This is a genomic window from Streptomyces ficellus, from assembly GCF_030406405.1.
In the GTDB taxonomy this organism is placed as follows: Bacteria; Actinomycetota; Actinomycetes; order Streptomycetales; family Streptomycetaceae; genus Streptomyces; species Streptomyces ficellus_B.
In genome coordinates this window covers 1-23,405 of sequence record NZ_JAUEPL010000020.1, presented here as the reverse complement: position 1 = coordinate 23,405, position 23,405 = coordinate 1, and the positions used below count along the sequence as shown (strand labels likewise).

Below are 23,405 nucleotides of genomic sequence, written 5' to 3'. Positions count from 1 at the left end.
CGGCTGATGACGATCCTCGACGACCTGACGGTCACCCAAGCCGCCCCTGACCTGCGACGAGCCGCCGCCGAGCTGCGCCGCCTCAAGGAGGAGGTCAGCCGGGGGCCCGATCCCCGAGCCACCGAGCGGCAGCACGCCAAGAACAAGCTGACCGCCCACGAGCGCCTCGACCTGCTCTTCGACGAGGGCACCTTCACCGAGATCGAACCGCTCCGGCGCCACCGGGCCGTCGGCTTCGGCCTGGAGGACAGGAAGCCGCACGGTGACGGTGTCGTCATCGGCTGGGGACTGGTCCACGGCCGCACGGTCTTCGCCTACGCGCACGACTTCCGGGTCTTCGCGGGCGCGCTCGGGGAGGCCCACGCCGCCAAGGTGCACAAGGTCATGGACCTGGCCGAGGCCGCCGGGGCCCCGCTGGTCAGCCTCAACGACGGAGCCGGCGCCCGCATCCAGGAAGGCGTCACCGCCCTCGCCGGATACGGCGGGATCTTCCGCCGCAACGTCGCCTCCTCCGGCGTCATCCCGCAGATCAGCGTGATGCTCGGCCCGTGCGCCGGGGGCGCCGCGTACTCTCCCGCCCTCACCGACTTCGTCTTCATGGTGCGGGAGACGGCACAGATGTTCATCACCGGGCCCGACGTCGTCCAGGCGGTGACCGGGGAGAAGATCACCCACAACGGCCTCGGCGGCGCCGACGTCCACGCCACCACCTCCGGCGTCTGCCAGTTCGCCTACGACGACGAGGCGGAGTGCCTGGAGGACGTGCGCTTCCTGCTCTCGCTGCTGCCCTCCAACAACCGCGAGATGCCGCCGGCGGTCCGCGGCGACGACCCGGCGGACCGGCGCACGGACGCCCTCGCCGACCTCGTGCCGGCCGACCCGGGCCGCAGCTACGACATCCGCGGCGTGATCGGGGAGATCGCCGACGACGGCGAGTTCTTCGAGGTCCACGAGGCGTGGGCACGCAACGTGGTCTGCGCGCTGACCCGTCTCGACGGGCATCCCGTCGGCATCGTCGCCAACCAGCCCGCCTCGCTCGCCGGTGTCCTGGACATCCACGCCTCCGAGAAGGCCGCCCGCTTCGTGTCGACCTGCGACGCCTTCAACATCCCGCTCGTCACCCTGGTCGACGTCCCCGGCTTCCTGCCGGGCGTCGACCAGGAGCACAACGGGATCATCCGGCACGGCGCCAAACTGCTCTACGCCTACTGCAACGCGACCGTGCCCCGTATCTCTCTGGTCCTGCGCAAGGCCTACGGCGGCGCGTACATCGTCATGGACTCGCGCTCCATCGGCGCCGACCTGTCCTTCGCCTGGCCCACCAACGAGATCGCCGTGATGGGCGCCGAAGGCGCGGCGAACGTCATCTTCCGCCGGGAGATCGCCGCCTCCGACGACCCCGAAGCCACCCGGGCGCAACGCATCCAGGAGTACAAGACCGAGCTCATGCACCCCTATTACGCCGCCGAACGCGGGCTCGTCGACGACGTCATCGAGCCGGCCGAGACCCGTCGCGTACTCATCCGCTCGCTCGCCATGCTGCGCGCCAAGAAGGCCGAAGTGCCTGCTCGCAAGCACGGGAACGTCCCGACATGACCGCCCGCCGCCGCTGGTCCATACACACGCGAGCGGCGATCGAGGGCACGGACGTTCCATGGCGGGACCGGAAACGGCGGCACGCCACGAGCGGGCGACCGTCCGGTCCGGCCGGCCGGGGCGTTCCCACCCCGAACCGCCCCGGCCGCCGCAGTGGTTCAGCCTCAGCAGTGACACGGACGAAGGGATCGACAGTGGCCCGCACAGTTCCATCCGGCAGGTGCCCGTGGCGGCACCCCGCCCCGTCGAAGGCGAGGTAGCGGCATGCGCAGAGTCGCCATCACCGGACTGGGCGTCGTGGCCCCCGGCGGGGTCGGCGTGAAGGAGTACTGGAACCTCCTCACGGCGGGACGCACCGCCACCCGCAGGATCACCTTCTACGACCCCTCCCCGTTCCGCTCCCAGGTCGCCGCCGAGTGCGACTTCGACCCGGCGGCCGCGGGGCTCACCCCCCAGGAGACCCGCCGGCTCGACCGGGCCGCGCAGTTCGCGGTCGTCTCCACCCGCGAGGCGCTCGCCGACAGCGGCCTCGACATCGCCGCCCTCGACCCGGGCCGGGTGGGCACCTCGCTGGGCAGCGCGGTCGGCTGCACCACCAGCCTGGAGCGGGAGTACGTCGTCGTCAGCGACGGCGGCCGCCAGTGGAACGTCGACCACGAGTACGCCGTCCCCGAGCTGTACCGGCACTTCGTACCGAGCTCGATGGCCGCCGAAGTCGGCCGCGCCGCGGGCGCCGAGGGGCCGGCCGCCGTGGTCTCCACCGGCTGCACCTCGGGCCTGGACTCGCTCGGCCACGCTGTCGACCTGATCCGGGAAGGCACCGCGGACGTGATGATCGCGGGCGCCACCGAGGCGCCGATATCGCCGATCACCTCGGCCTGCTTCGACGCCATCCACGCCACCACCCCCCGCAACGACACTCCCGAGAGCGCCTGCCGGCCGTTCGACCGGACCCGCAGCGGCCTGGTCCTCGGAGAAGGCGCCGCGATCCTCGTCCTGGAGGAACTGGAGAGCGCCCGCCGGCGCGGCGCCCACATCTACGCGGAGATCGCGGGGTTCGCCTCCCGTTGCAACGCGTTCCACATGACCGGCCTGAAGCCCGACGGCCGCGAGATGGCCGAGGCCATCGACGTCGCCCTCGGCGAGGCGTCCCTCGCCCCGGACTCGGTCGACTACATCAACGCCCACGGCTCCGGCACCAAGATGAACGACCGCCACGAGACGGGCGCGTTCAAGCGCAGCCTCGGCGCGCACGCGTACAACACCCCCATCAGCTCCATCAAGTCGATGATCGGGCACTCGCTCGGCGCGATCGGCTCCCTGGAGATCGCCGCCTGCGCGCTGGCCATGGAGCACGGTGTGCTGCCGCCCACCGCCAACCTCCACGAGCCCGACCCCGAGCTCGACCTCGACTACATCCCCCTGACCGCCCGCGAGAAGCAGACCGACGTGGTGCTCAGCGTGGGCAGCGGCTTCGGCGGCTTCCAGAGCGCCATGGTGCTGGCCCGCCCGGAGAGGAGAGCCGTATGACCACGGCAACGGTGGTGACGGGCCTGGGCGTCACCGCACCCAACGGCCTGGGCACCGAGCAGTTCTGGAAGGCCACCCTGGCCGGCGAGTCCGGGCTGGGCCCGGTCACCCGCTTCGACGCCACACGGTACCCCTCGCGCGTCGCCGGCGAGGTGTCCGACTACGTCGCCGAGGAGCACATACCGAGCCGGCTCATGCCGCAGACCGACCACATGACCCGCCTCGCGCTGACGGCGGCGGACTGGGCCCTGGCCGACGCCGGTATCGACCCGGAACGGATGCCCGAGTTCGGCATCGGCGTGGTGACCTCGGCGTCCGGAGGGGCCGTCGAGTTCGGCCAGCGCGAACTGCAGAACCTGTGGAGCAAGGGCAAGGAGTACGTCAGCGCGTACCAGTCCTTCGCCTGGTTCTACGCCGTCAACACCGGGCAGATATCCATCCGCCACAAGCTGCGCGGCCCCAGCGGCGTGCTGCTCACCGAGCAGGCGGGCGGCATCGACGCCATCGGCCAGGCCCGCCGCCACGTCCGCAAGGGGTTCCCCGCCGTCATCTCCGGCGGTGTCGACGCGGCCATCTGCCCCTGGGGGTGGGTGCCGCAGATCGCCTCCGGGCTGATGAGCACGGTGAACGAACCGGAGCGGGCCTACCTGCCCTTCTCCGCCGACGCCAGTGGATACGTGCCGGGCGAGGGCGGCGCGATCCTCATCGTCGAGGACGCGCGATCCGCCCGGGAGCGGGGCGCGGAACGGGTCTACGGCGAGATCGCCGGCTACGCCGCGACGCTGGACCCGGCCCCCGGTTCGAGCCGCCCGCCGGGCCTGCGCCGGGCCGCGGAGAACGCCCTCGCCGACGCCGGTCTCACCCCGGCCGACATCGACGTCGTCTTCGCCGACGCGGCCGGGACCCCCGCACTCGACCGGGCCGAAGCGGAGGCGCTGACCGGGCTCTTCGGACCCCACGGCGTACCGGTGACCGCGCCCAAGACCATGACGGGGCGCCTGTTGGCCGGCGGCGCGGCGCTGGACGTGGCGACCGCCCTGCTCGCCCTGCGGGACGGGGTGATCCCGCCGACCGCGCACGTGACGGACGTGGCCCCCGAGCACCGGATCGATCTCGTCACCGGGCAGGCCCGGGAGGCCCGGCTGGAGCACGCGCTCGTGCTCGCCCGCGGGCACGGCGGCTTCAACGCGGCGCTCGTCGTCCGGCACGCCTCCTGACGGGACGCGCCGGCGCGCGGGATACCCCCGCGGCGCCGCGCGGCCCGCGGATCACCAGCGGACCACCGGCCCGGCCACCCCACCGGCCACCCGGCCCCGCAGGGGCCCCGCCCGACGCACCTGGCCCGGTGCACCCCGCCCGACGCACCTGGCCCGGTGCACCTCGGCCGGCGCCCCACCCGACACACCCCACCCGGCACACCTCGCCCGGCGCCCCACCCGACACAGCTCACCCGACGCACTCCCCACGACGCACCCCCCACGACACACCTCCCGCCGGACACATTCAGGAACCGGCAGGGGTTCGGCAGGCACCACCCGAGTAGTTCTACGAGAGGACGGCACCGATCATGACCACGACCACCACCACCGTCACCCTGGCCGACCTGACCCGCATGCTGCGCGAGAGTGCCGGCGAGGAGGAGGGCGTCGACCTGGACGGCGACGTCATCGACACGCCGTTCATGGACCTCGGCTACGACTCCCTGGCCCTGCTCCAGGTCATCGGCCAGATCCAGCGCGAGTACGGCATCGAGATCCCCGACGACGCCGTCGTCGACGCGGAGACCCCGGGGGCGCTCCTCGCCCTCATCAACGCCGGGCAGGGCACGGCCGCCTGACCTGGAATCCGACCGGCGGCCGCCCCGTGAACATCCCCCGTGACCGGGGCGGCCGCCTCATTCCCGTACGCACTCCGCCAGCGGCCGCAGCCGCGGCCCATGAGGAGGGAAGCATGTCGCTCACGTCATACAGCGCGGTCGTCCGGCGGCTGGTCGTCAGCCCCGGCCCCGCGCAGGAGCAGCGGGCGCAGTGCGTGGCATCGGCCGCCGGTGTCTCGGCCGTCCTGCGCGCCTTCGGACGGCCCCCCGGGGACCTGCCCGTGCGTACCGTCGTCTACATCGGCGCGGCCGCGCTCGACCCGGAGCTCGGCCGCGAGCACGAGGGTTTCACCGTACGCACCGCGCTCACCCCGGGCCGCGCCCTGCGCCTGGCCCACCGTGAACTCCAGGACAACACCGCCGACTTCGCCATGGTCGCCGGGTTCGGCGAGCCCGACCCGCACACCATCACCGTGTACGCGCTCAAGCGCGCCGCCGAGGCGATCGCCGACGCCGACCGCGTCCTGGGCGTCCTCGACACGGCCGGCGCCGACGAGGACGACACGCCGCCCGTGCGCCCGCTCCACCACGGCCGGCGCGCCACCGACCCCGAACGGCACCGGCTGCTGCTGTGGTCCGGCCGGGACGCGCAGGACGAGAGCCGGGTCCGCGGCGAGCTGCTGCCGCTGCTGAGCGGACTGCACAGCGAGGCGTTCCCCGCCCTGCCGACCGCCGTGCCGTGCGGTACGCCGCCGGGGCCCGTGCGCGGGGCGGCCGTCACCGTGGCCGCGCTCGCCGCCGGGACCGTGCACAAGGCCAGGGCGGTGCGGGCCGGCCGGCCGCGGCCCGTCGCGCTGCTCTTCCCCGGGCAGGGCTCCCAGCACGCCGGGATGGCCAGGGGCCTGTACCGCCGCGAACCCGTCTTCACCGCGGCCGTCGACGCCGCCCTCGCCCACATGGGTGAGGAGGGCGACCGGATCCGCGAGGACTGGCTCACCACCGGTGAGCCGCGCGTCCCCATCGACGACGTACGCCGCGCCCAGCCGCTGCTGTTCGCGGTGGACTACGCCCTCGGCCGCATGATCCTCGGCTGGGGAGTGCGCCCGGCCGCGCTGCTGGGGCACAGCGCGGGCGAGCTGGTCGCCGCGGTCATCGCGGGTGTCGTCTCGCTGCCCGACGCGGTCGCCATGATGATGTCGCGGGTACGGGAGGCGGTGAAGATACCCGAGGGCGGCATGCTGGCCGTCGCCGCGAGCGAGACGCGGCTGCGTCCGTACCTGGGCGCGGACGTCGCCATCGCGGCCGTCAACGCCGCCCAGCAGGTCATGCTCGCCGGTTCGGCGGAGCCGCTGGCCGCCACCGGGGCCCGGCTGCGGGCCGACGGCTTCACGGTCGTCACGGTGCCCGCCACCAGCCCGTTCCACTCCCCGGCGATGGCGCCCGCCTCGGACGCGGTCGAGGCCGACTACCGCCGCATCCCGCTGCGGGAGCCGCGGCTGCCCCTGTACTCCGGCTACACCGGCGCGTTGATGCGTCCCGAGGAGGCGCTCAGCCCACGCTTCTGGGCCCGCCAGATCACCGACACGGTGCACTTCCGCGCGGCGCTGGAGGAACTGCTCGCCGTCGAGGACGTTCTGCTGGTCGAGGCCGGCCCGCGCCAGACGCTCACCGCGTTCGCCCGCCGGCACCGCTCCGTCCGCCTCGGCGCCGGCGCCGCCACCCCGCTCCTGCCCGCCCGCCGGGGCACGGAGGAGGCCGACCGGCAGTCGGTGCTCACCGCCGCGGCCCGCATCTGGACCGAGGGGCACGACCTCGACATGGACGCGGTGTCCCGGCTGTGGACGTGGAGCGACGAGGAGCCCGTCGTGGCGGCGTCCGGAGCGGGCGCGCGCCGCGAGCCGGCCCCCGCGCTGGGCTCATGAGGACCGTGACACGGGTTCTGCGCGGCTGCTACGACGCCCTGGTCGCGGCCGGGTGGATGTGGCTGGGCGTACCGTTGCCGCCGCCGTTGGAGGCGCGCCCCGCCCTGAGCCCGCCGCGGGGCCACCCCGAACGGCTGCGCCCCGACCTCCCGCCGACCCCCGCCGAGCTGGCGCTGTGGCAGCGGCTGACGGCGCCGGCGAGGGGCCGGAGGTGACGCCGCGGCTGTCGTGACCCCGGTCCGGCAGCCGCAGCCGCCTGCCGCGCGCAGCCGTCGGCGGCGTTACGCCGCATGGCGGGTGGCCCCGTCTCCCGTAAAGCCTAAGAACAGACAAACCGACATTCTCGGGCGGCGTTTCGGAAACACCTACGGTTCGGCACGTCCTCCACCGAACAGAGGTGACACCCGATGCTCCACAGACACGCCACCGTCGCGTGCGCCACCCTCACCGCCGTCGGCGCGCTCGTGCTGGCCGGCCCGCCCGGCGCGACCGCCGCCGAATCGCCCGCGCCGCCCGCCACGCCCACGGCGACCCAGACCCTCGGCGCCGACAAGCCCTCCCCCGCGCTGCTCGACGCCATGCAGCGCGACCTGGGCCTGACCCGCGCCCAGGCCGAGACCCGGCTGCGCAACGAGGCCGAGGCGGGCGCCCGCGCCGGCCGCCTCCAGAACGCCCTGGGCCCCCGCTTCGCCGGCGCGTGGCTGAGCGGGCCCGTCGCCGCCACCCTCACCGTCGCCACCACCGACGCGGCCGACACCGCCACCATCAAGGCGGGCGGCGCCGAGCCCAAGGTGGTCCGCCACGCCCTCGCGCAACTCGACGCCGCCAAGGCCAAGCTGGACCAGGGCTCCGTCCGTACCAAGACCACCGACGCCCCCGTCTGGTACGTCGACCTGCGCACCAACAGCGTGACGCTGGAGGCCGCCAAGCCCGCCGCCGCCGAGGTCTTCCTCACCGCCACCGGAATCGACCGGTCCCTCGTACGCGTCAAGGCGACGACCGAGCGGCCGCGTCCGCTGCACGACATCCGCGGCGGCGACGCCTACTACATCGGCGACAGCCGCTGCTCCGTCGGCTTCGCCGTCACCGCCGCCGGCCAGCAGGGCTTCGCCACGGCCGGGCACTGCGGCCAGGCCGGCGCCGCGACGACCGGTCACAACAAGGTCGCCCAGGGCACCTTCAAGGCGTCCACCTTCCCCGGCAAGGACATGGCCTGGGTGGCCACCAACGCGGACTGGGGCGCCACAGCGTACGTCAAGGGCCAGGGCGACCAGAACGTCGAGGTCGCCGGCTCGACCGAGGCCCTCGTGGGCGCCTCCATCTGCCGCTCCGGCTCCACCACCGGCTGGCACTGCGGCACGATCGAGCAGCACAACACCAGCGTGTCCTACCTCCAGGGCACCGTGAAGGGCCTGACCCGCACCACGGTCTGCGCCGAACCGGGCGACTCGGGCGGCCCCTACATCTCCGGCGCCCAGGCCCAGGGCGTCACCTCCGGCGGCTCCGGCAACTGCAAGGACGGCGGCACCACCTTCCACCAGCCCATCAACCCGCTGCTCCAGGACTTCCAGGTGACGCTGAAGACCAACGCCACCGACCCGGGCGACACCGGCAAGGCGGGCGCCACCTGGGCCGCGGGCAAGGTCTACCGCGTCGGCGACCAGGTCAGCCACGGCGGCGTCACCTACCGGTGCGTCCAGTCGCACCAGGCCCAGCCCGGCTGGCGGCCGGAGGGCACCCCGGCACTCTGGCAGCGCGTCTGACCCGGCGGGCGAAGCGGAAGCGAAGCCCGGGTCGGCCACCGACCCGGGCCCGCGCCCCGCCCCGCCCCGTCCCGCCCCGTCAGGAGTGTCAGCGGTCCTCCGCCAGCAGATCGGCGCACTTCTCGCCGATCATCATCGTCGTGATGCACGGGTTGACGGTGACGAGGTCCGGCATGACCGAACCGTCCGCCACCCGCAGCCCCGCAACGCCCTTGACCCGCAGCCGGGCGTCCAACGGGGCCAGCGGATCGTCGTCGGCGCCCATCCGCACCGTGCACGCCGGGTGGTAGACCGTGTTGTGCGTCCTGCGGATGTAGTCCAGCAGCTCGTCGTCACCGCGGACCTCCGGCCCCGGGGCCAGCTCCGCGCCCGCCCACCCCGCGAGGGCGGGCTGCGCGGCGATCCGGCGCGCGAGCCTCAGCCCGTATGTCATCACCCGTACGTCGTGCTCGTGCGTGAAGTACCGGGGGTCGACCACCGGCTTGTCCCGGTAGTCCCGGGTGCGCAGCCGCACCGTGCCGCGCGACTTGGCGCGGGTCACGTTGGGCGTGAGGCAGAAGGCGTTCTCCGACGTCGGATAGCCGTGCCGGGCGGTGTTCATGTCGAAGGGCACCGAGCCGTAGTGGAACATCAGGTCCGGCCGGTCCAGGCCCGGTTCGGTGTCGTAGAAGACGCCCGCCTCCCACCACTGGCTCGACGTGGTGGTCATCGGCTGCTTCGCCTCCCACATGATCACCCCCTCGGGGTGGTCCTGGAGGTTCTCCCCGACCCCCGGGGCGTCGACCAGCACCTCCACGCCCACCTCCCGCAGGTGGGCGGCCGGGCCGATGCCCGACAGCATCAGCAGCTTCGGCGTGTCGAGGGAACTGCACGACACGACCACCTCGCGCCGGGCCCGCACCGTCCTCGTATGCAACAGGTCCCGGTCCAGGTACTCCGTGCCGACGCAAGCCCGGCCCTCGAAGACCAGCCGCTTCGCCCGCACCCCGGTACGTATCTCCAGGTTCGGCCGCTTGCCCATGACCGGGTGCAGATACGCCACCGACGACGACTGGCGGATGTTGTTCTCGTCCGCGTTGATCTGGAACCAGCCCGCGCCCCGTACCACCGTCGTCCCGGTGTTGAACGGCGTGGTGGGGATGCCCGCCTGGGCGCACGCCTCCAGCAGCGCCGCGCCGCACGGATCACCGCCCTTGAGGGTGCGCAGCTTCACCGGGCCGCCGCGGCCGTGGTGGTCACCCGGGGCGTCGTTGTTCTCCAGGCGCCGGTACAGCGGGAAGAGGTCCGCCGCGCTCCAGCCCGTACAGCCCGCCGCCGCCCAGTCGTCCAGGTCCTCCGCCGGCGCCCAGAAGGCGATGCACGAGTTGTGCGACGAGCAGCCGCCGAGCACCTTGGCGCGGGCGTGCCGCATGAAGCTGTTGCCGCAAGCCTGCGGCTCGACCGGGTAGTCCCAGTCGTAACCGGACTCCAGCAGGCCCATCCAGCGCTCCAGCCGCAGGATGTTGTCGTCCCCGACGTCACTGGGGCCCGCCTCCAGGACGCACACCGTGACGGACGGGTCCTCGCTCAGCCGGGCGGCGACGACATTGCCGGCGGTCCCGCCGCCCACGACGACGTAGTCGAACTCCTCGGGGGATTCCTCGCTCATGCGGTGGTGGCCTCCTTCAGCGGGGCGGTGCGCGGGGACGCGGCGGCGTGCTCGGCCAGCACACCCGTACGGTGCCGCTGGACGAACCAGTAGTAGGCGAAGCCCCCCAGGGCGATCGCCCCGACGAACAGGACGGCGCCCCAGCGCAGGTACCAGTGGTACGGGGCGGTGGCGTTGTAGACGGCGGCCCGGGGCCAGATGAGGTTCAGCGTCATCGCCCCGCCCCACAGCACGGCCATGATGTTGACGGGCAGGCCCCACCGCCCCAGCGAGAACCGGCCCTCGGCGGGCTGCCACTTCCCGCGCAGCCGTGCCACCAGCATCGGCAACGTGACCAGGAGGTACGCCAGGTAGATCATGATGATGCCGATGCTGGTGACCACGGTGAAGATCTGCGGCTGGCGGATGTTGACCACCAGGATCGCCAGCGCCAGGACCCCGATGATGACGGTCGGCAGGACCGGCGTACCGAACCGGGGGCTGACCTTGGCCAGCCGCCCCGAGGCCGGCAGGTTGTTGTCCCGCGCCATCGCGAACGCGAGGCGGACCGCGGCCGTGTGGACGGCGAGGGCGCACACCGTGACGGCGATCAGCACGCACCACAGCATCGCCTTGCCGGCCGTCGGACCGAGCACGTCCAGCACCACGTACTGCAACCCGTCCGTGGACAGCCGCTCACCGCGCAGGCTCGACACGCTCATCAGCGCGAGGAGCAGGATCAGCCCGCCCAGGACGAACGAGGCGACGATCGCCCGGATGATGGCGCGCGGCGCGTTGCGCGAGGGGTCCAGGGACTCCTCACCGAGCGAGGCCGCCGTGTCGAACCCGTACATGACGTACGCCGAGGCCAGCGAGGCGATCAGGAACGCGCCCAGATATCCGAACGGCCGGCCCGCGCCCGCGCCCGCCGTGTCGGTGACGACCTGCGGGCCGCGTACGACGTTGACCGCCAGCAGTGCGATCAGCACGACCGTGGCGATCAGTTCGATGAAGACACCGGCCGTGTTGATCCGGGCCATCAGCTTCACCCCGAAGGCGTTGACCAGCGTGGTGAACAGGATCAGTCCGGCCGCCAGCACCACCGCGTTGGTCGCCACGTCGTACGTCCCGGTCCCGTCCCCCACGAACTGGAAGACAGAAGAGATCTGCGGGAGCGTCAGCTGGTAGGCGAGGGCGACGGCCGCGATCGACACGATCGAGGCGATCAGCATCATCCAGCCGGCCAGCCACCCGACGTGCGGATTGCCCAGCTTCTTCGACCAGTTGTAGATGCTTCCCGCCACCGGATAGCGGGCGGCCAGCTCGGCGAAGCACAGGGCGACCATGAACTGGCCCGCGAACACCATCGGCCACGACCACCAGTAGGCGGGGCCGCCACTGGCGTAACCGAAGTAGAAGAGCTGGAAGGTGCCGGTGAGGATGGAGATGTACGAGATGCCGGCGGCGAAGGTGTGGAAGTTGCCGAGCGTGCGGGTGAGTTCCGGGCGGTACCCGAACTCGGCGAGTTCGGCGTTGTCGTCGTCGCCGTTGGCCGACGTGGCCGGTATCCGGGGACGGCCGGGCGGTGCAGACGTCATGAGCTACTCCTGAGGGGGGAGAGGTCGGATCAGGCGAACCAACCCTGGGCGGTGGGAGCGGTGTTGCGCCAGATGTGCTTGGCCTCGCGGTACTCGGCGAGGCCGGCCGGTCCGAGTTCACGCCCCGTGCCCGACTGCTTGAACCCGCCCCACTCGGCCTGGGGCAGATACGGGTGGTAGTCGTTGATCCACACGGTGCCCAGCCGCAGCCGGGACGCCACCCGCGCCGCCCGGGCCTCGTCGCCGGTCCACACCGCCCCCGCGAGCCCGTAGACGGTGTCGTTGGCCAGCCGTACGGCCCCGTCCTCGTCCCCGTCGCGGAAACGTTCCACCGTCAGGACCGGGCCGAACGACTCCTCCCGTACGACCGACATGTCCGAGCGGCACTCGTCCAGGACCGTCGGCAGGTAGTAGAAGCCGTCGTCGTACGCGGGGCCTTCGGGCCGCGCGCCACCGCAGCGCAGCACCGCCCCCTCGGCCAGGCCCCCCGCCACGTACGCCTCGACCTTCGCGCGGTGCGCGGCCGAGATCAGCGGCCCCGTCTGCGCCCGCTCGTCGAACGGCCCGCCCAACCGGATCTCCCCGGCCCGCCGTACCACCTCGTCCACGAACCGGTCATGGAGCGAGTCCTCCACCAGCAGCCGCGCCCCGGCCGAGCACACCTGCCCCGAGTGCAGGAACACGGCCGTCAGCGCCATGTCCACCGCCGCCTCGAAACCGGCGTCCGCGAACACGATGTTCGGGTTCTTGCCGCCCAGTTCGAGGGCCACCTTCTTCACCGTCCCGGCGGCCGCCGCCATCAGCCGGCGGCCGGTGGCCAGACCGCCCGTGAAGGAGAGCAGGTCCACGTCCGGATGGTCCGCGAGCGGCGCGCCCGCCTCCGGCCCGGCCCCCAGGACCAGATTGGCGGCGCCGCCCGGAAGGCCCGCCTCCGCCAGCAGCCGCATGAGGTGGATCGCCGTGTGCGGGGTCAGCTCGCTCGGCTTGAGGACGAAGGTGTTGCCCGCCGCCAGCGCCGGGGCCACCTTCCACGCCGTCTGGAGCAGCGGATAGTTCCACGGAGTGATGAGGGCGCACACCCCGGCCGGCTCGTACACCACCCGGCTCTCGGCCGTAGCCGACCCGGTCTCCACGACCCGGCCCGTCTCGGTCGCGGCCAGCCGCCCGAAGTAGCGGAAGCAGTTCACCACGTCGTCGATGTCGTACCGGCTCTCCACCAGCCGCTTCCCGGTGTCCAGCGACTCGGCGCGCGCCAGCGCCTCCTTGTCCCGTACGAGCAGGTCCGCCACGCGCAGCAGCAGGTCACCGCGGGCGGCGGCGGGCGTGTGGGGCCACGGGCCCTCGTCGAAGGCGCGGCGCGCCGCGGCGATGGCGTCCGCCGTGTCCTTGCCGCCCGCCTCGTCCACCTCGCCGACGAGCGTGGAGTCGGCGGGGCAGCGGATCTCACGGGTGCGTTCGTCGCGGGGTCTGGTCCACGCCCCGCCGATGAAGAGATCAGGCACCGGCGCCTCCCAGCCGTTCGGTGAGCCAGGTGTGGAAGAGCGAGATGTGGTGCTCGGTCGGCACCAGCACCCCGCCGGTCCGGTAGGCGCGGGAGGCCATCGCCGGCTGGGTGCGCTCGCACGCGTCGAAGTCCTGGACGTTGACCCGGTGGAACAGTTCCACCGACTTGGACACGTCCGCGCCCGACGCGACGACCTCGGGCGCGTACAGCCAGTCGCACTCCACGACCGTGCGGTCCTCGGCGAGCGGGAACATCCGGTGCAGGATCACATGGTCCGGGACGAGGTTGACGAAGACCGTCGGCTTGACCGTGATCGCGTAATACCGGCGGTCCTGGTCGTCGGCGACCTCCGGCAGCCTGCCGAAGCCCTCGCTGCCGTCGACCGTGAAGCCCTTGACGCCGTCACCGAACTCGGCGCCGTGGCCCACGTAATACTGCGCCGCGTAGCCGTCCGCGAACTCCGGCAGCACATCGGTCAGTTCGGGGTGGATGGTCGCGCAGTGGTAGCACTCCATGAAGTTCTCGACGATGAGCTTCCAGTTCGCCTTCACGTCGTAGGTGACGCGGCGGCCGAGCGCGAGATCCTCGACCCGGTAGCGCTCGATGGACGCCGCGTCCCCGAGCCGCTCCACCGCCGCGCCGATCACCGTCTCCTCGAAGGACGGCGGCTCGTCGGCGAGGCACACCCAGGCGTACCCCAGCCACTCGCGCAGCTCCACGCCCACCAGGCCGTACGCGGTGCGGTCGACGTCGGGCATCTTCGTCAGGTTCGGCGCCGCCACCAGCGTGCCGTCCAGGTCGTACGTCCAGGCGTGGTACGGGCACTGGAGGGTGCGGCGCACCTCGCCGGATTCCTCCAGGCACAGCCGGGCGCCCCGGTGACGGCAGATGTTGAGGAAGGCGCGCAGCTCGCCGGCCCGGTTGCGGGTGACGACGACGCTCTCGCGGCCCACCTGGACCGTACGGAACGCGCCGGGCTTGTCGAGGTCGGCGCTGCGCACCGCGCAGAACCACAGGGACTCGAAGAGCCGCTCCTGCTCCTGCCGGAAGACGGCGGGGTCGGTGTAGTAGTGGCCGGGGAGCGTCGCTATCAGGCTGGGGGACAGGGGTGTTGTCGTCACGGCTGGCTCCCTATGCGGACAACGCGGTCAGGCGTCGGGGGTCGAAGAGCTCGATGGGGTGGTCCGTGGTGCCGGTCAGCGCGAGGTCGGCGACGATCTCGCCGACGACCGGCACGAACTTGAAGCCGTGCCCGGAGAATCCGCAGGCGACGGTGACCGACTCCGGGTGCCGCGGGTGGCGGGCGATCACGAAGTGCTCGTCGGGCGTGTTGGAGTACATGCAGGTCGCGGCCTTCAGGAAGCGGCCGGGGAGGGCCGGGAGCAGCCGGGCGGCTTGGCCGGCCATCGCCACCACCTCGTGGGCGTGCACGGTCCGCTCGATGGTCTCCGGGGTGCAGACGGTGCCCCTGCGGAAGAAGGCCACCTTGGCGCCCAGCTCCGGGCCGTCGATCGCCGGGAACCCGTAGATCTGGACGTCGTCCGCGTCCTGCCAGATGTAGACGGGGTGGTTCTCCGGGACGAAGGGCCCGGTGCCGCCCTCGGGCTGGAACCAGTACATGACCTGCCGTTCGATGGTGAACGGCACGTCCAGGTCGGTGAGCAGCCGCGGTGCCCACGCGCCCGGGCAGATCACCAACTGCCCGGCCGTGTAGGTGTTCTCGGCGGTGTGGACGCGCACGCCGTCGCGGTACGGCTCCCAGCGCAGCAGCGGCTCCTCGAAGTGCAGGTCCGCGCCGGCGCGGGTGGCGAGCTGGAGGTGGGCGGCGACCGTGTTCTCCGGGCGGAGCAGGCCGGCCCGCCGCTCGTACAGCGCCACCTCGCCGTCGCCGGGTGTCAGGGTCGGGAAGCGGCGGCGGATCTCCGTGGCGTCGAGCATCTCGTGCGGCAGGCCCCACCGCTCGGCCGACAGCAGCGATCCGGCGACGGTACGGGAGTCCGGGCGGCCGAGCATCAGGCCGCCGCACAGGGTGGCGATGTCGCGCCCGGTGTCGCGCTCCAGTCGCTCGTACAGCTCGTAGGCGCGCAGCAGCAGCGGCACGTAGGCCGGGTCCTCGAAGTACGACTGGCGGGTGATGCGGGAGCCGCCGTGGCTGGAGCCCCGGTTGTGGACCGGGCCGAACTTCTCCAGGCCCAGCACGCGGGCGCCCCGCGCGGACAGGTGGTGGGCGGCGGCGCTGCCCATCCCGCCGAGGCCGACCACGATGACGTCATAGGTGGGTGACACGGATCGTCCTCCTCAGCGGCGGATACGGCTCATCTCGGGGTCGAACAGCGGCTCGTCCGCGACCGTCGCCGGGACCTTCTCGCCGAGGTACTCCACGGACACGGCAGTGCCGGTGGCCAGCGGCGGCAGCCAGGCGTAGGCGACGCAGCGGCCCAGCGTGTAGCCGTACGAGGCGCTGGTCACGTACCCGGCCGGCGTCCCGCCGACGTACACCGGCTCCTTGCCGAGCACGACGGCCGCCGGATCGTCCAGCAGCAGCGCGGTGAGCCTGCGCTCGACGGCCTCCGGCCGGGCGGCCAGCGCGTCACGGCCCATGAAGTCGCCCTTGTCCATACGGACGGCGAAGCCGACACCCGCCTCGTCGGGAGTGTGCTCTGCCGTCATGTCGTGACCCCAGGAGCGGTAGCCCTTCTCCAGGCGCAGGCTGTTGAACGCCGACCGCCCGGCCGCGACGACCCCGTGCTCCTGCCCGGCCTCCCACAGCGTGTCCCACAGCCGCAGCCCCAGGTCGGCGCTGGTGTACAGCTCCCAGCCCAGCTCGCCCACGTAACTCAGCCGCATCGCCGTCACCGGCACATGGCCGAGGTAGGTCTGCTTGGCCCGGAAGTAGCCGAAGCCCTTGTGCGAGAAGTCGTCGCGCGTCAGCGGCTGCACCAGGTCGCGGGCGAGCGGCCCCCACACCCCGACGCAGCAGGTCCCGGAGGTGATGTCACGGATCTCCACGTCTCCCGGCGCGTGGCGCAGCAGCCAGTCCTCGTCGGCGCGGCTGTTGGCGCCGATCTGGAACCGGTCCTGCGCGAGCCGCGCCACGGTGAGGTCCGAGCGGATGCCGCCGGTGGCGTCCAGGAGCAGCGTGTAGGTGACGGCGCCCGGCTTCTTGGCGAGGTTGTTGGTGGTCATGCGCTGGAGGAACGCCAGGGCGCCGGGGCCGGTGACCTCCAGGCGGCGCAGCGGCGTCATGTCGTACAGCGCCACCCTCTCGCGCGTGGCCTTCGCCTCGGCGGCCGCGACCGGCGACCAGTGGCGGGCCGACCAGGCGTCCCGCTCCGGCAGGTCCAGGCCCTCGGCGAGCGGGGCGTTCGCCTCGTACCAGTGCGGCCGCTCCCAGCCGCCGCCCTCCAGGAAGTACGCGCCGAGCTGCTGCTGCCTGGGGTGGAAGGGGCTCACCCGCAGCGGCCGAGGCCGCTCCATGGGCTGGAGCGGGTGGATGACGTCGTACACCTCGACGAACTGCTGGGCGCCGCGGTCGTGGACGTACGCGGGGGAGCGCTGCACGTCCTCGAACCGCGTCAGGTCGCACTCGTGGACGTCCGCCCGGGGCCGCCCGTCGACCATCCACTCGGCGACGGCCCTCGCCACGCCCGCCGAGTGCGTGACCCACACCGCCTCGGCCAGCCAGAAGCCGCGCAGGTCGCGCGACTCGCCGAGGACCGGCATCCCGTCGGGGGTGAAGGAGAAGACGCCGTTGAAGCCCTCCTCCACCTCGCTCCTCCCCAGCGCGGGCAGCAGCTGGGCGCACTCCTCCCAGCTGGGGGCGAAGTCCTCGGGCGTGAACGGGTACGACGAGGGCATGACGGGTGCCTCGTCGTACGCGGGGACCGTGAACGGGTCCACGGGCAGCGGCCTGTGCGCGTAACTGCCGATGCCGATGCGGTCGGCGTGCTCACGGAAGTACAGGTCCCGGTCCTGGAAGCGCAGGATGGGCCGGGACGCCTCGGCGGACGCGCCGGCCAGTTCCGGCAGCGGGCGGGTCTTCGCGTACTGGTGTGCGAGCGGCAGCAGCGGCACGTCGACCCCGGCCATGCGGCCGATGACCGGGCCCCAGAAGCCGGCGGCCGACACGACGTGGTCGGCGGGGAAGGCGCCCCGGTCGGTGACGACCCCGGTCACCCGGCCGTTGTCCTTCTCGATGCCGGTGACGGTGTGCCGCTCCAGGAAGCGGGCCCCGCGCGCTTCGGCGCGTGCCCTCTGGGCGCGGCAGGCGAGGACGGCGCGGGCGAGCCCGTCGTCGGGGGTGAGGAAGCCGCCGAGGACCTTGCTCTCGTCGAGCAGCGGCCACAGTTCCTTGCAGCGGGACGCCGGGATCAGCTCGCCGCGCACGCCCCAGGACGCGGCGTACCCGGCCCTGCGGTGCAGCTCGGCGAGGCGTTCCTCGGTGGTGGCCAACTCCAGGCCCCCGACGCGGTGGAAGCAGGGCTGCCCGTCGGCCTCCAGGGCGCTGAACTTCTCGACGGTGTACGCGGCGAACTCGGTGAGCGTCTTGGACGCGTTGGTCTGGAAGACCAGACCCGGGGCGTGCGAGGTCGAGCCGCCGGGGGAGGGGAGCGGCCCCTGTTCGAGGACGGTGACGTCGGTCCAGCCGCGGGCGGTCAGCTCGTCGGCGAGGGAGCAGCCGACGATGCCGGCGCCGATGACCACGACACGGGGGTTGGTTCGGGACGTGCTGGACATGCCCCTCCTTGATTCGGGTGGGGGAAGCGTGGGAGAGCCCTACACGGTGGGTACGTTCGGCCGCTCGGCGGCGATGGTGGTGTCCGGGCCGTGCCCGGTGTGGACGACGGTGCCGCCGGGCAGGGTCAGCAGCCTCCGGCGGATGGACGCCAGGATCGTCGGGTGGTCGGAGTACGAGCGGCCGGTCGCCCCCGGACCGCCGTGGAACAGCGTGTCGCCGCTGAACACGGCGTCCAGGAACGGCACGTGGAGGCTGCACGCGCCCCAGGTGTGCCCGGGCGTGTGCAGCACCCGTGCCTCCACCCCGGCGACGAGCAGCGGCTGCCCGTCGCGCAGTTCGCCGTCCGGCTTGCGCCCCGGGTGGACGGTGTCCCACAGCTCGCGGTCGGCGGGGTGCAGCAGGACGGGCGCGCCCGTGGCGTCGGCGAGGGCGGGCGCCGCGCCGATGTGGTCGTCGTGGCCGTGGGTGCACACGATGGCGGTGACCCGGCGCCCCGCGACGGCCGCCGCGATCGCGGGCGCGTCGTGGGCGGCGTCGACGATCAGCACCTCGTCGTCGTCCCCGACGAGCCACACGTTGTTGTCGACGTCGAACGTCTCCCCGTCGAGGCTGAACGTGCCGGAGGTGACCAGACGTTCGGCCCGTACACCGCTGTCGCGGGTCACAGGACGACCACCGAGCGCAGGACCTCGCCGCGGTGCATCTTCGCGAAGGCGCTCTCGACCTGGTCCAGGGCGATCGTCTCGGTGACGAACGCGCCCAGGTCCAGGCGGCCGCTCAGGTACTGGTCGATGAGGATGGGGAAGTCCCGGCTGGGCAGGCAGTCCCCGTACCAGGACGACTTCAGCGCGCCGCCGCGCGAGAACAGGTCGATGAGGGGCAGGTCGATCCGCATGTCCGGGTCGGGCACGCCCACCTGCACCAGCACTCCCGCGTGGTCGCGCATGTAGAAGGCCTGCCGGTACGTCTCGGGGCGCCCCACCGCGTCGATCGCGACGTCCACCCCGAAGCCGCCGGTGAGCTCGCGTACCGCCTCGACCGGGTCCGTACCACGGGAGTTGACCGTGTGCGTCGCGCCGAAGGCGGTGGCCGCGTCGAGCTTGCGGTCGTCGATGTCGACGGCGATCACGCGCCGCGCCCCGGCCAGTGAGGCACCCGCGATGGCGGCGTCGCCGACCCCGCCGCAGCCGATGACGGCGACGGTGTCGCCCCGGCCGACGTTGCCGGTGTTCACCGCCGCGCCGTAACCGGCCATCACCCCACAGCCGATGAGCCCCGCCGCCTCCGGCCGGGCGGCCGGGTCGATCTTCACCGCCTGCCCGGCGGCGACCAGTGTCTTCTCGGCGAACGCGCCGATGCCGAGCGCGGGCGACAGGGGCGTGCCGTCCAGCAGCGTCATGGGCTGGGCGGCGTTGCGGGAGTCGAAGCAGTACCAGGGGCGGCCGCGGCGGCAGGACCGGCAGTCCCCGCACGGGGCCCGCCAGGCGATGACCACATAGTCGCCGGGGGCCAGGCCGCTGACGCCGTCGCCCACGGACTCGACCGTGCCGGCCGCCTCGTGGCCGAGGAGGAACGGGAAGTCGTCGTTGATGGCGCCCTCCCGGTAGTGCAGATCCGTATGGCAGACCCCGCAGGCCTGGACGGAGACGAGCACCTCACCGGGTCCCGGATCGGGAACCACGATCGTCTGCACCTCGACGGGTGCGCCCTTCTTCACGGCGACGACGGCACGGACCTCATGCGGCACGACAGACTCCTCTGCTGTTGCGCAATGCGCTATGTGTTGCGCGACGGGGAACATACTGGGAACGCCGACAAGTCGCCGTCAAGAGGTGGGCGTTAACGGCGGGCAAAACCGTCTCCCACCGGGAAACGCTCCCGACACACGACGAGGCGGGACCAGGTTTCCCCGGCCCCGCCTCGCTGGGTAACGCCGTATCCGGCCTTTCCGGTGGTCCGCCGTCGCCCCCGTAGCGCGCTTGGCGCCGAGCGCGCAGCCCGCGCCCCCTCGGCGCGGAAGCCGTGGCCCGTGGACCGTGCCCGTGGCCGTGCCCGTGCCCGTGCCCGTGGCCGTGCCCGTGCCCGTGCCCGTGCCCGTGCCCGTGGCCGTGCCCGTGGCCGTGCCCGTGGCCGTGCCCGTGGCCGTGACCGTGGCCGGCGGCCCGCGCCCGCACGCCGTGCCCGTGGCCCGTGCTCGTAGCCGTGACCGTGGCCGGCGGCCCGTGCCCGCACCCCGTGCCCGTGCCCGTGCCACGTGGCCGCGGCCCCTGGCCCGTGCCCCTGGCCCATCGGCTCAGAAGCCGTACCCCATCCGCCGCGACAGTTCGTCGGCCGCCTTCACCGTGCGCCGCGCCAGCTCCGGCAGCCGGTCCCGCGCCAGCCGGTACGCCGGGCCCGACACGCTCAGCGCGCCGATCACCTTGCCGTCGTGGGCCCGCACGGGCGCGGCCGCCGCGTTCAGCCCCAGCTCCAGCTCCTCCGCCGCCAGCGCGAATCCCTGCGCGTGCACGGCCTCCAGCTCGCCGCGCAGCATCCCGGCGCTGGTCACCGTGTGCTCGGTGAACCTCGGCAGCGCCCGCGCTAGCAGCCCTTCGCGCAGCGTGAGCGGCAGGTGCGCGAGCAGCACCTTGCCGCTGGAGGTGGCGTGCAGCGGGGTGCGTCTGCCCAGCCAGTTCTGCGCCGTGACGGACGCGGGGCCGCGCGCCTGCATGATGTTGACCGCGGCGTCGTCGTCCAGCACCGCGATGTTGACCGTCTCGCCCAGTTCGTCGGCGAGTTCCCGGCAGACGGGGGCGCCCTCCTGGGAGATGTCCAGGCGTACTGCCGCCGCCCCCGCCAGGCGCAGGACGCCGGCTCCCAGGAAGTATTTGCCGCGGTCCTGGGCCTGTGAGACCAGGCCCCGGTTCTCCAGCACACCGAGCAGCCGGAAGGCCGTCGACTTGTGTACGTCCAGCTCGTCGGCGATGTCGGTGACACCGGCCTCGCCGTGCCGCGCGAGGATCTCCAGGACGCTCACCGCGCGGTCCACCGACTGGATCGCGCCCGCCGCTCCCTTGGGAGTCCGCTCCCGGCTCTCCTCGGTCTGGTCAGCCACTGTCTGGTTGCGGGTCATAGCTCAACTCTCACCACCTTGCGGCCCGTTCGGGCCGCATCTTCGGGAAGCCCTTGACGCGGCGGGCATCCCGACCGGATTCTGTTGCGCATAGCGCTCCCTCGTGCGCCATGTGAAACGTCATGTTACCCAAGAGTCTGGACCAAGAGGGGGGCCCGTGATTCCCGTCTGCCGCCTGGAAGACCTTCCCGTGGGTGAATCCATCCGCATCGACACCACACCGCCCATCGCGGTGTTCAACGCCGATGGCGAGCTGTACGCCATCGACGACACCTGCAGCCACCAGGACGCCTCTCTGTCGGAGGGATGGCTGGAAGGCTGTCTGGTCGAATGCCCGCTCCACGCCGCCTCATTCGATCTCCGCACCGGGCAGCCGACCTGCCTGCCCGCCCGGCGCCCGGTCCGTACCCACCAGGTGACCGTCAGCGACGGAGTGATCCACGTCCGTCCGGCCGTACAGGAGGGCACCGCGGCATGAGGACCGTGACCGTGGTCGGCGCCTCGCTCGCCGGCCTGTACGCGGCCCGTGAGCTGCGCGCCCAGGGGTTCGACGGACGCCTGGTGATCGTGGGGGAGGAGCCGCACCGGCCGTACGACCGGCCGCCGCTGTCCAAGGAGTTCCTCACCGGCTCGACCGGCTCGACCGGTTCGGCCGGCGCGACAGGTCAGACCGGCTCTACCGGTTCGACCGGCTCTACCGGCGGCGGGGCGGACGAGGGGCACCTCGCCCTCACCGACGCCGAGGAGGAGGGCCAACTGGCCGCCGAGTGGCTGCTCGGCACCCGCGCGCGTGGCCTTGACCCGCGCGGCCGCACCGTACTGCTGGAGGACGGGCGCACGGTATCGACCGATGGCGTCGTCATCGCGACAGGCGCGTCCGCCCGCCGACTGCCCGGGGGCGCCGCCCTCGCCGGCGTCCACACCCTCCGTACCCTCGACGACGCCCGGGCCCTGCGGGCCGAACTGGCCGGCGGGCCGCGCCGCGTGGTCGTCATCGGCGGCGGCTTCATCGGCGCCGAGACGGCCTCCTCGTGCGCCACGCTCGGCCATGACGTCACGGTCGTGGAAGCCGCCCCGCTCCCGCTCGTCCCCCAGCTCGGCCGCGAGATGGCCGAGGTGTGCGCCGCGCTGCACCCGCGCGGCGGAACACGGCTGATCACCGGCGCGCCGGTGGCCCGCCTGCACGGCACGCCGGCCGTCACCGCGGTCGAACTGGGCGACGGGCGACGGCTGCCCGCCGACGTGGTCGTCGTCGGCATCGGAGCCGTACCCAACACCGGCTGGCTCGCGGGCTCCACGCTCGCGCTCGGCGACGGCGTGCTCTGCGACGACGGCTGCGTCACCGCGCTGCCGCGGGTGGTGGCCGTCGGTGACGTGGCCAGGGTCGGCGGGGTGCGCGCCGAACACTGGACCAGCGCCACCCAGCAGCCGGCCGTCGCCGTACGCAACCTGCTCGCCGGGCGGACCGTCGACCGCGCCCGGCCGCTTCCCTACTTCTGGTCGGACCAGTACGGCTCCCGCATCCAGTTCGCGGGACGGCGCCGCGACGGCGACACCGTCCGTATCGCCGAGGGCTCCACGGGAGGGGACGGTTTCCTCGCCCTGTACGAGCGCGACGGCGTCACGACGGCGGCACTGGCCGTCGACCGGCCCCGCCCCTTCATGCGGATACGCCGCGAACTCGCCCGGACTGCCCAGCCTGCCTCCGCCGCCTAACCTGGATATATGGCACGAACCGCACACCCCTTGCGGATTCGCCGCGTCTACGATCCGGCCCGGCCGGACGACGGGCTGCGGGTCCTCGTCGACCGGCTCTGGCCGCGCGGGCTGTCCACGGCGGACGCGCACATCGACGAGTGGCCCAAGTCCCTCACCCCGTCGACCGAGCTGCGGCGCTGGTACCACGGAACGGAGGGCGCGTACGAGGAGTTCCGTAAGCGGTACGAGGCCGAGCTCGCCGCTCCGGAGGCGGCCGAGGCGCTCGGCCGGCTGCGCGGGCTGGCCCGGCAGGGCCCGCTCACGCTGCTCACGGCCTCCAGGGAACCGGAGCACAGCCACGCGGCCGTGCTCGCCGAGCACCTCAAGCGGTGACGGGTTCCGGTTCCGGCTCGGGCGCGACGGGCGCGACGGGCGCGCCGGGCATAGCAGCCGCGCCGGGCCGGGCAGCCGCGCCGGGCCGGGCAGGCACGCCGGGCCGGG

At 73.0% G+C, this 23,405-nt stretch carries 19 protein-coding genes; 10 read left to right on the top strand and 9 right to left on the bottom strand.

Going from position 1 to position 23,405, the window contains the following annotated elements; translation table 11 throughout:
• The first annotated feature begins 6 nt into the window (after positions 1 to 6).
• The 7 genes from QWM81_RS15175 (at position 7) to QWM81_RS15145 (ending at position 8,627) form a co-directional block, all read left to right on the top strand.
• The gene (locus QWM81_RS15175) at positions 7 to 1,596 is read left to right on the top strand and encodes an acyl-CoA carboxylase subunit beta (RefSeq protein ID WP_290112494.1); all 1,590 of its coding nucleotides are present in this window, start codon (positions 7 to 9) and stop codon (positions 1,594 to 1,596) included.
• A gap of 264 nt (positions 1,597 to 1,860) precedes the next feature.
• Positions 1,861 to 3,126 carry a beta-ketoacyl-[acyl-carrier-protein] synthase family protein gene (locus tag QWM81_RS15170; protein WP_290112493.1) on the top strand — a complete coding sequence of 422 codons (1,266 nt, stop codon included), beginning with the start codon at positions 1,861 to 1,863 and terminating at the stop codon, positions 3,124 to 3,126.
• Positions 3,123 to 4,343, top strand: a complete 1,221-nt coding sequence (locus QWM81_RS15165) for a ketosynthase chain-length factor (protein ID WP_290112491.1) — start codon at positions 3,123 to 3,125, stop codon at positions 4,341 to 4,343. Before QWM81_RS15170 ends, QWM81_RS15165 begins: the two co-directional genes overlap by 4 nt.
• A gap of 350 nt (positions 4,344 to 4,693) precedes the next feature.
• The gene (locus tag QWM81_RS15160; RefSeq protein WP_290112489.1) at positions 4,694 to 4,963 is read left to right on the top strand and encodes an acyl carrier protein; all 270 of its coding nucleotides are present in this window, start codon (positions 4,694 to 4,696) and stop codon (positions 4,961 to 4,963) included.
• 113 nt (positions 4,964 to 5,076) lie between these two features.
• Positions 5,077 to 6,864, top strand: a complete 1,788-nt coding sequence (locus QWM81_RS15155) for an acyltransferase domain-containing protein (RefSeq protein WP_290112487.1) — start codon at positions 5,077 to 5,079, stop codon at positions 6,862 to 6,864.
• Positions 6,865 to 6,869: 5 nt separating this feature from the next.
• Complete coding sequence (locus QWM81_RS15150; protein WP_290112486.1) at positions 6,870 to 7,079, top strand: DUF6059 family protein; 210 nt, start codon at positions 6,870 to 6,872, stop codon at positions 7,077 to 7,079.
• Between the two features lie 192 nt (positions 7,080 to 7,271).
• Positions 7,272 to 8,627, top strand: coding sequence for a carbohydrate-binding protein (locus tag QWM81_RS15145; RefSeq protein WP_290112485.1), 1,356 nt, complete (start codon positions 7,272 to 7,274; stop codon positions 8,625 to 8,627).
• A gap of 88 nt (positions 8,628 to 8,715) precedes the next feature.
• Here the strand turns inward: QWM81_RS15145 and QWM81_RS15140 are convergent, their stop codons facing one another.
• From QWM81_RS15140 to QWM81_RS15100, 9 genes are all read right to left on the bottom strand, one after another.
• Positions 8,716 to 10,275 carry a GMC family oxidoreductase gene (locus QWM81_RS15140; protein ID WP_290112484.1) on the bottom strand — a complete coding sequence of 520 codons (1,560 nt, stop codon included), beginning with the start codon at positions 10,273 to 10,275 and terminating at the stop codon, positions 8,716 to 8,718.
• Positions 10,272 to 11,852, bottom strand: coding sequence for an APC family permease (locus QWM81_RS15135; RefSeq protein WP_290112483.1), 1,581 nt, complete (start codon positions 11,850 to 11,852; stop codon positions 10,272 to 10,274). The genes QWM81_RS15140 and QWM81_RS15135 overlap by 4 nt, the downstream gene beginning before the upstream one ends.
• A 29-nt stretch (positions 11,853 to 11,881) precedes the next feature.
• Complete coding sequence (locus QWM81_RS15130) at positions 11,882 to 13,354, bottom strand: aldehyde dehydrogenase family protein (RefSeq protein WP_290112482.1); 1,473 nt, start codon at positions 13,352 to 13,354, stop codon at positions 11,882 to 11,884.
• Positions 13,347 to 14,477, bottom strand: coding sequence for an aromatic ring-hydroxylating oxygenase subunit alpha (locus QWM81_RS15125; protein ID WP_290112481.1), 1,131 nt, complete (start codon positions 14,475 to 14,477; stop codon positions 13,347 to 13,349). The genes QWM81_RS15130 and QWM81_RS15125 overlap by 8 nt, the downstream gene beginning before the upstream one ends.
• A 10-nt stretch (positions 14,478 to 14,487) precedes the next feature.
• Entirely contained in the window at positions 14,488 to 15,642 is a 1,155-nt protein-coding gene (solA, locus tag QWM81_RS15120) for an N-methyl-L-tryptophan oxidase (RefSeq protein WP_290112480.1), read from the bottom strand.
• Between the two features lie 12 nt (positions 15,643 to 15,654).
• On the bottom strand, positions 15,655 to 18,093 hold the full coding sequence (locus tag QWM81_RS15115) for a GcvT family protein (protein WP_290112479.1): 2,439 nt from the start codon (positions 18,091 to 18,093) through the stop codon (positions 15,655 to 15,657).
• A 39-nt stretch (positions 18,094 to 18,132) separates the two neighbouring features.
• Positions 18,133 to 18,759 carry an MBL fold metallo-hydrolase gene (locus QWM81_RS15110; RefSeq protein WP_290112478.1) on the bottom strand — a complete coding sequence of 209 codons (627 nt, stop codon included), beginning with the start codon at positions 18,757 to 18,759 and terminating at the stop codon, positions 18,133 to 18,135.
• On the bottom strand, positions 18,756 to 19,841 hold the full coding sequence (locus QWM81_RS15105; RefSeq protein ID WP_290112477.1) for an S-(hydroxymethyl)mycothiol dehydrogenase: 1,086 nt from the start codon (positions 19,839 to 19,841) through the stop codon (positions 18,756 to 18,758). The genes QWM81_RS15110 and QWM81_RS15105 overlap by 4 nt, the downstream gene beginning before the upstream one ends.
• 546 nt (positions 19,842 to 20,387) lie before the next feature.
• Positions 20,388 to 21,131, bottom strand: coding sequence for an IclR family transcriptional regulator (locus QWM81_RS15100; protein WP_353938306.1), 744 nt, complete (start codon positions 21,129 to 21,131; stop codon positions 20,388 to 20,390).
• Positions 21,132 to 21,363: 232 nt separating this feature from the next.
• Between QWM81_RS15100 and QWM81_RS15095 the strand changes: the two genes are divergently transcribed.
• Genes QWM81_RS15095 through QWM81_RS15085 form a run of 3 tightly spaced genes read left to right on the top strand, consistent with a single transcriptional unit; the run spans position 21,364 to position 23,297 of the window.
• Positions 21,364 to 21,684, top strand: coding sequence for a bifunctional 3-phenylpropionate/cinnamic acid dioxygenase ferredoxin subunit (locus QWM81_RS15095; protein WP_290112475.1), 321 nt, complete (start codon positions 21,364 to 21,366; stop codon positions 21,682 to 21,684).
• The gene (locus tag QWM81_RS15090; RefSeq protein ID WP_290112474.1) at positions 21,681 to 22,922 is read left to right on the top strand and encodes an NAD(P)/FAD-dependent oxidoreductase; all 1,242 of its coding nucleotides are present in this window, start codon (positions 21,681 to 21,683) and stop codon (positions 22,920 to 22,922) included. Before QWM81_RS15095 ends, QWM81_RS15090 begins: the two co-directional genes overlap by 4 nt.
• A 9-nt stretch (positions 22,923 to 22,931) precedes the next feature.
• Positions 22,932 to 23,297 (top strand): DUF488 domain-containing protein, encoded by a 366-nt coding sequence (locus tag QWM81_RS15085; protein WP_290112473.1) that lies wholly within the window; start codon positions 22,932 to 22,934, stop codon positions 23,295 to 23,297.
• Positions 23,298 to 23,405: the final 108 nt, after the last annotated feature.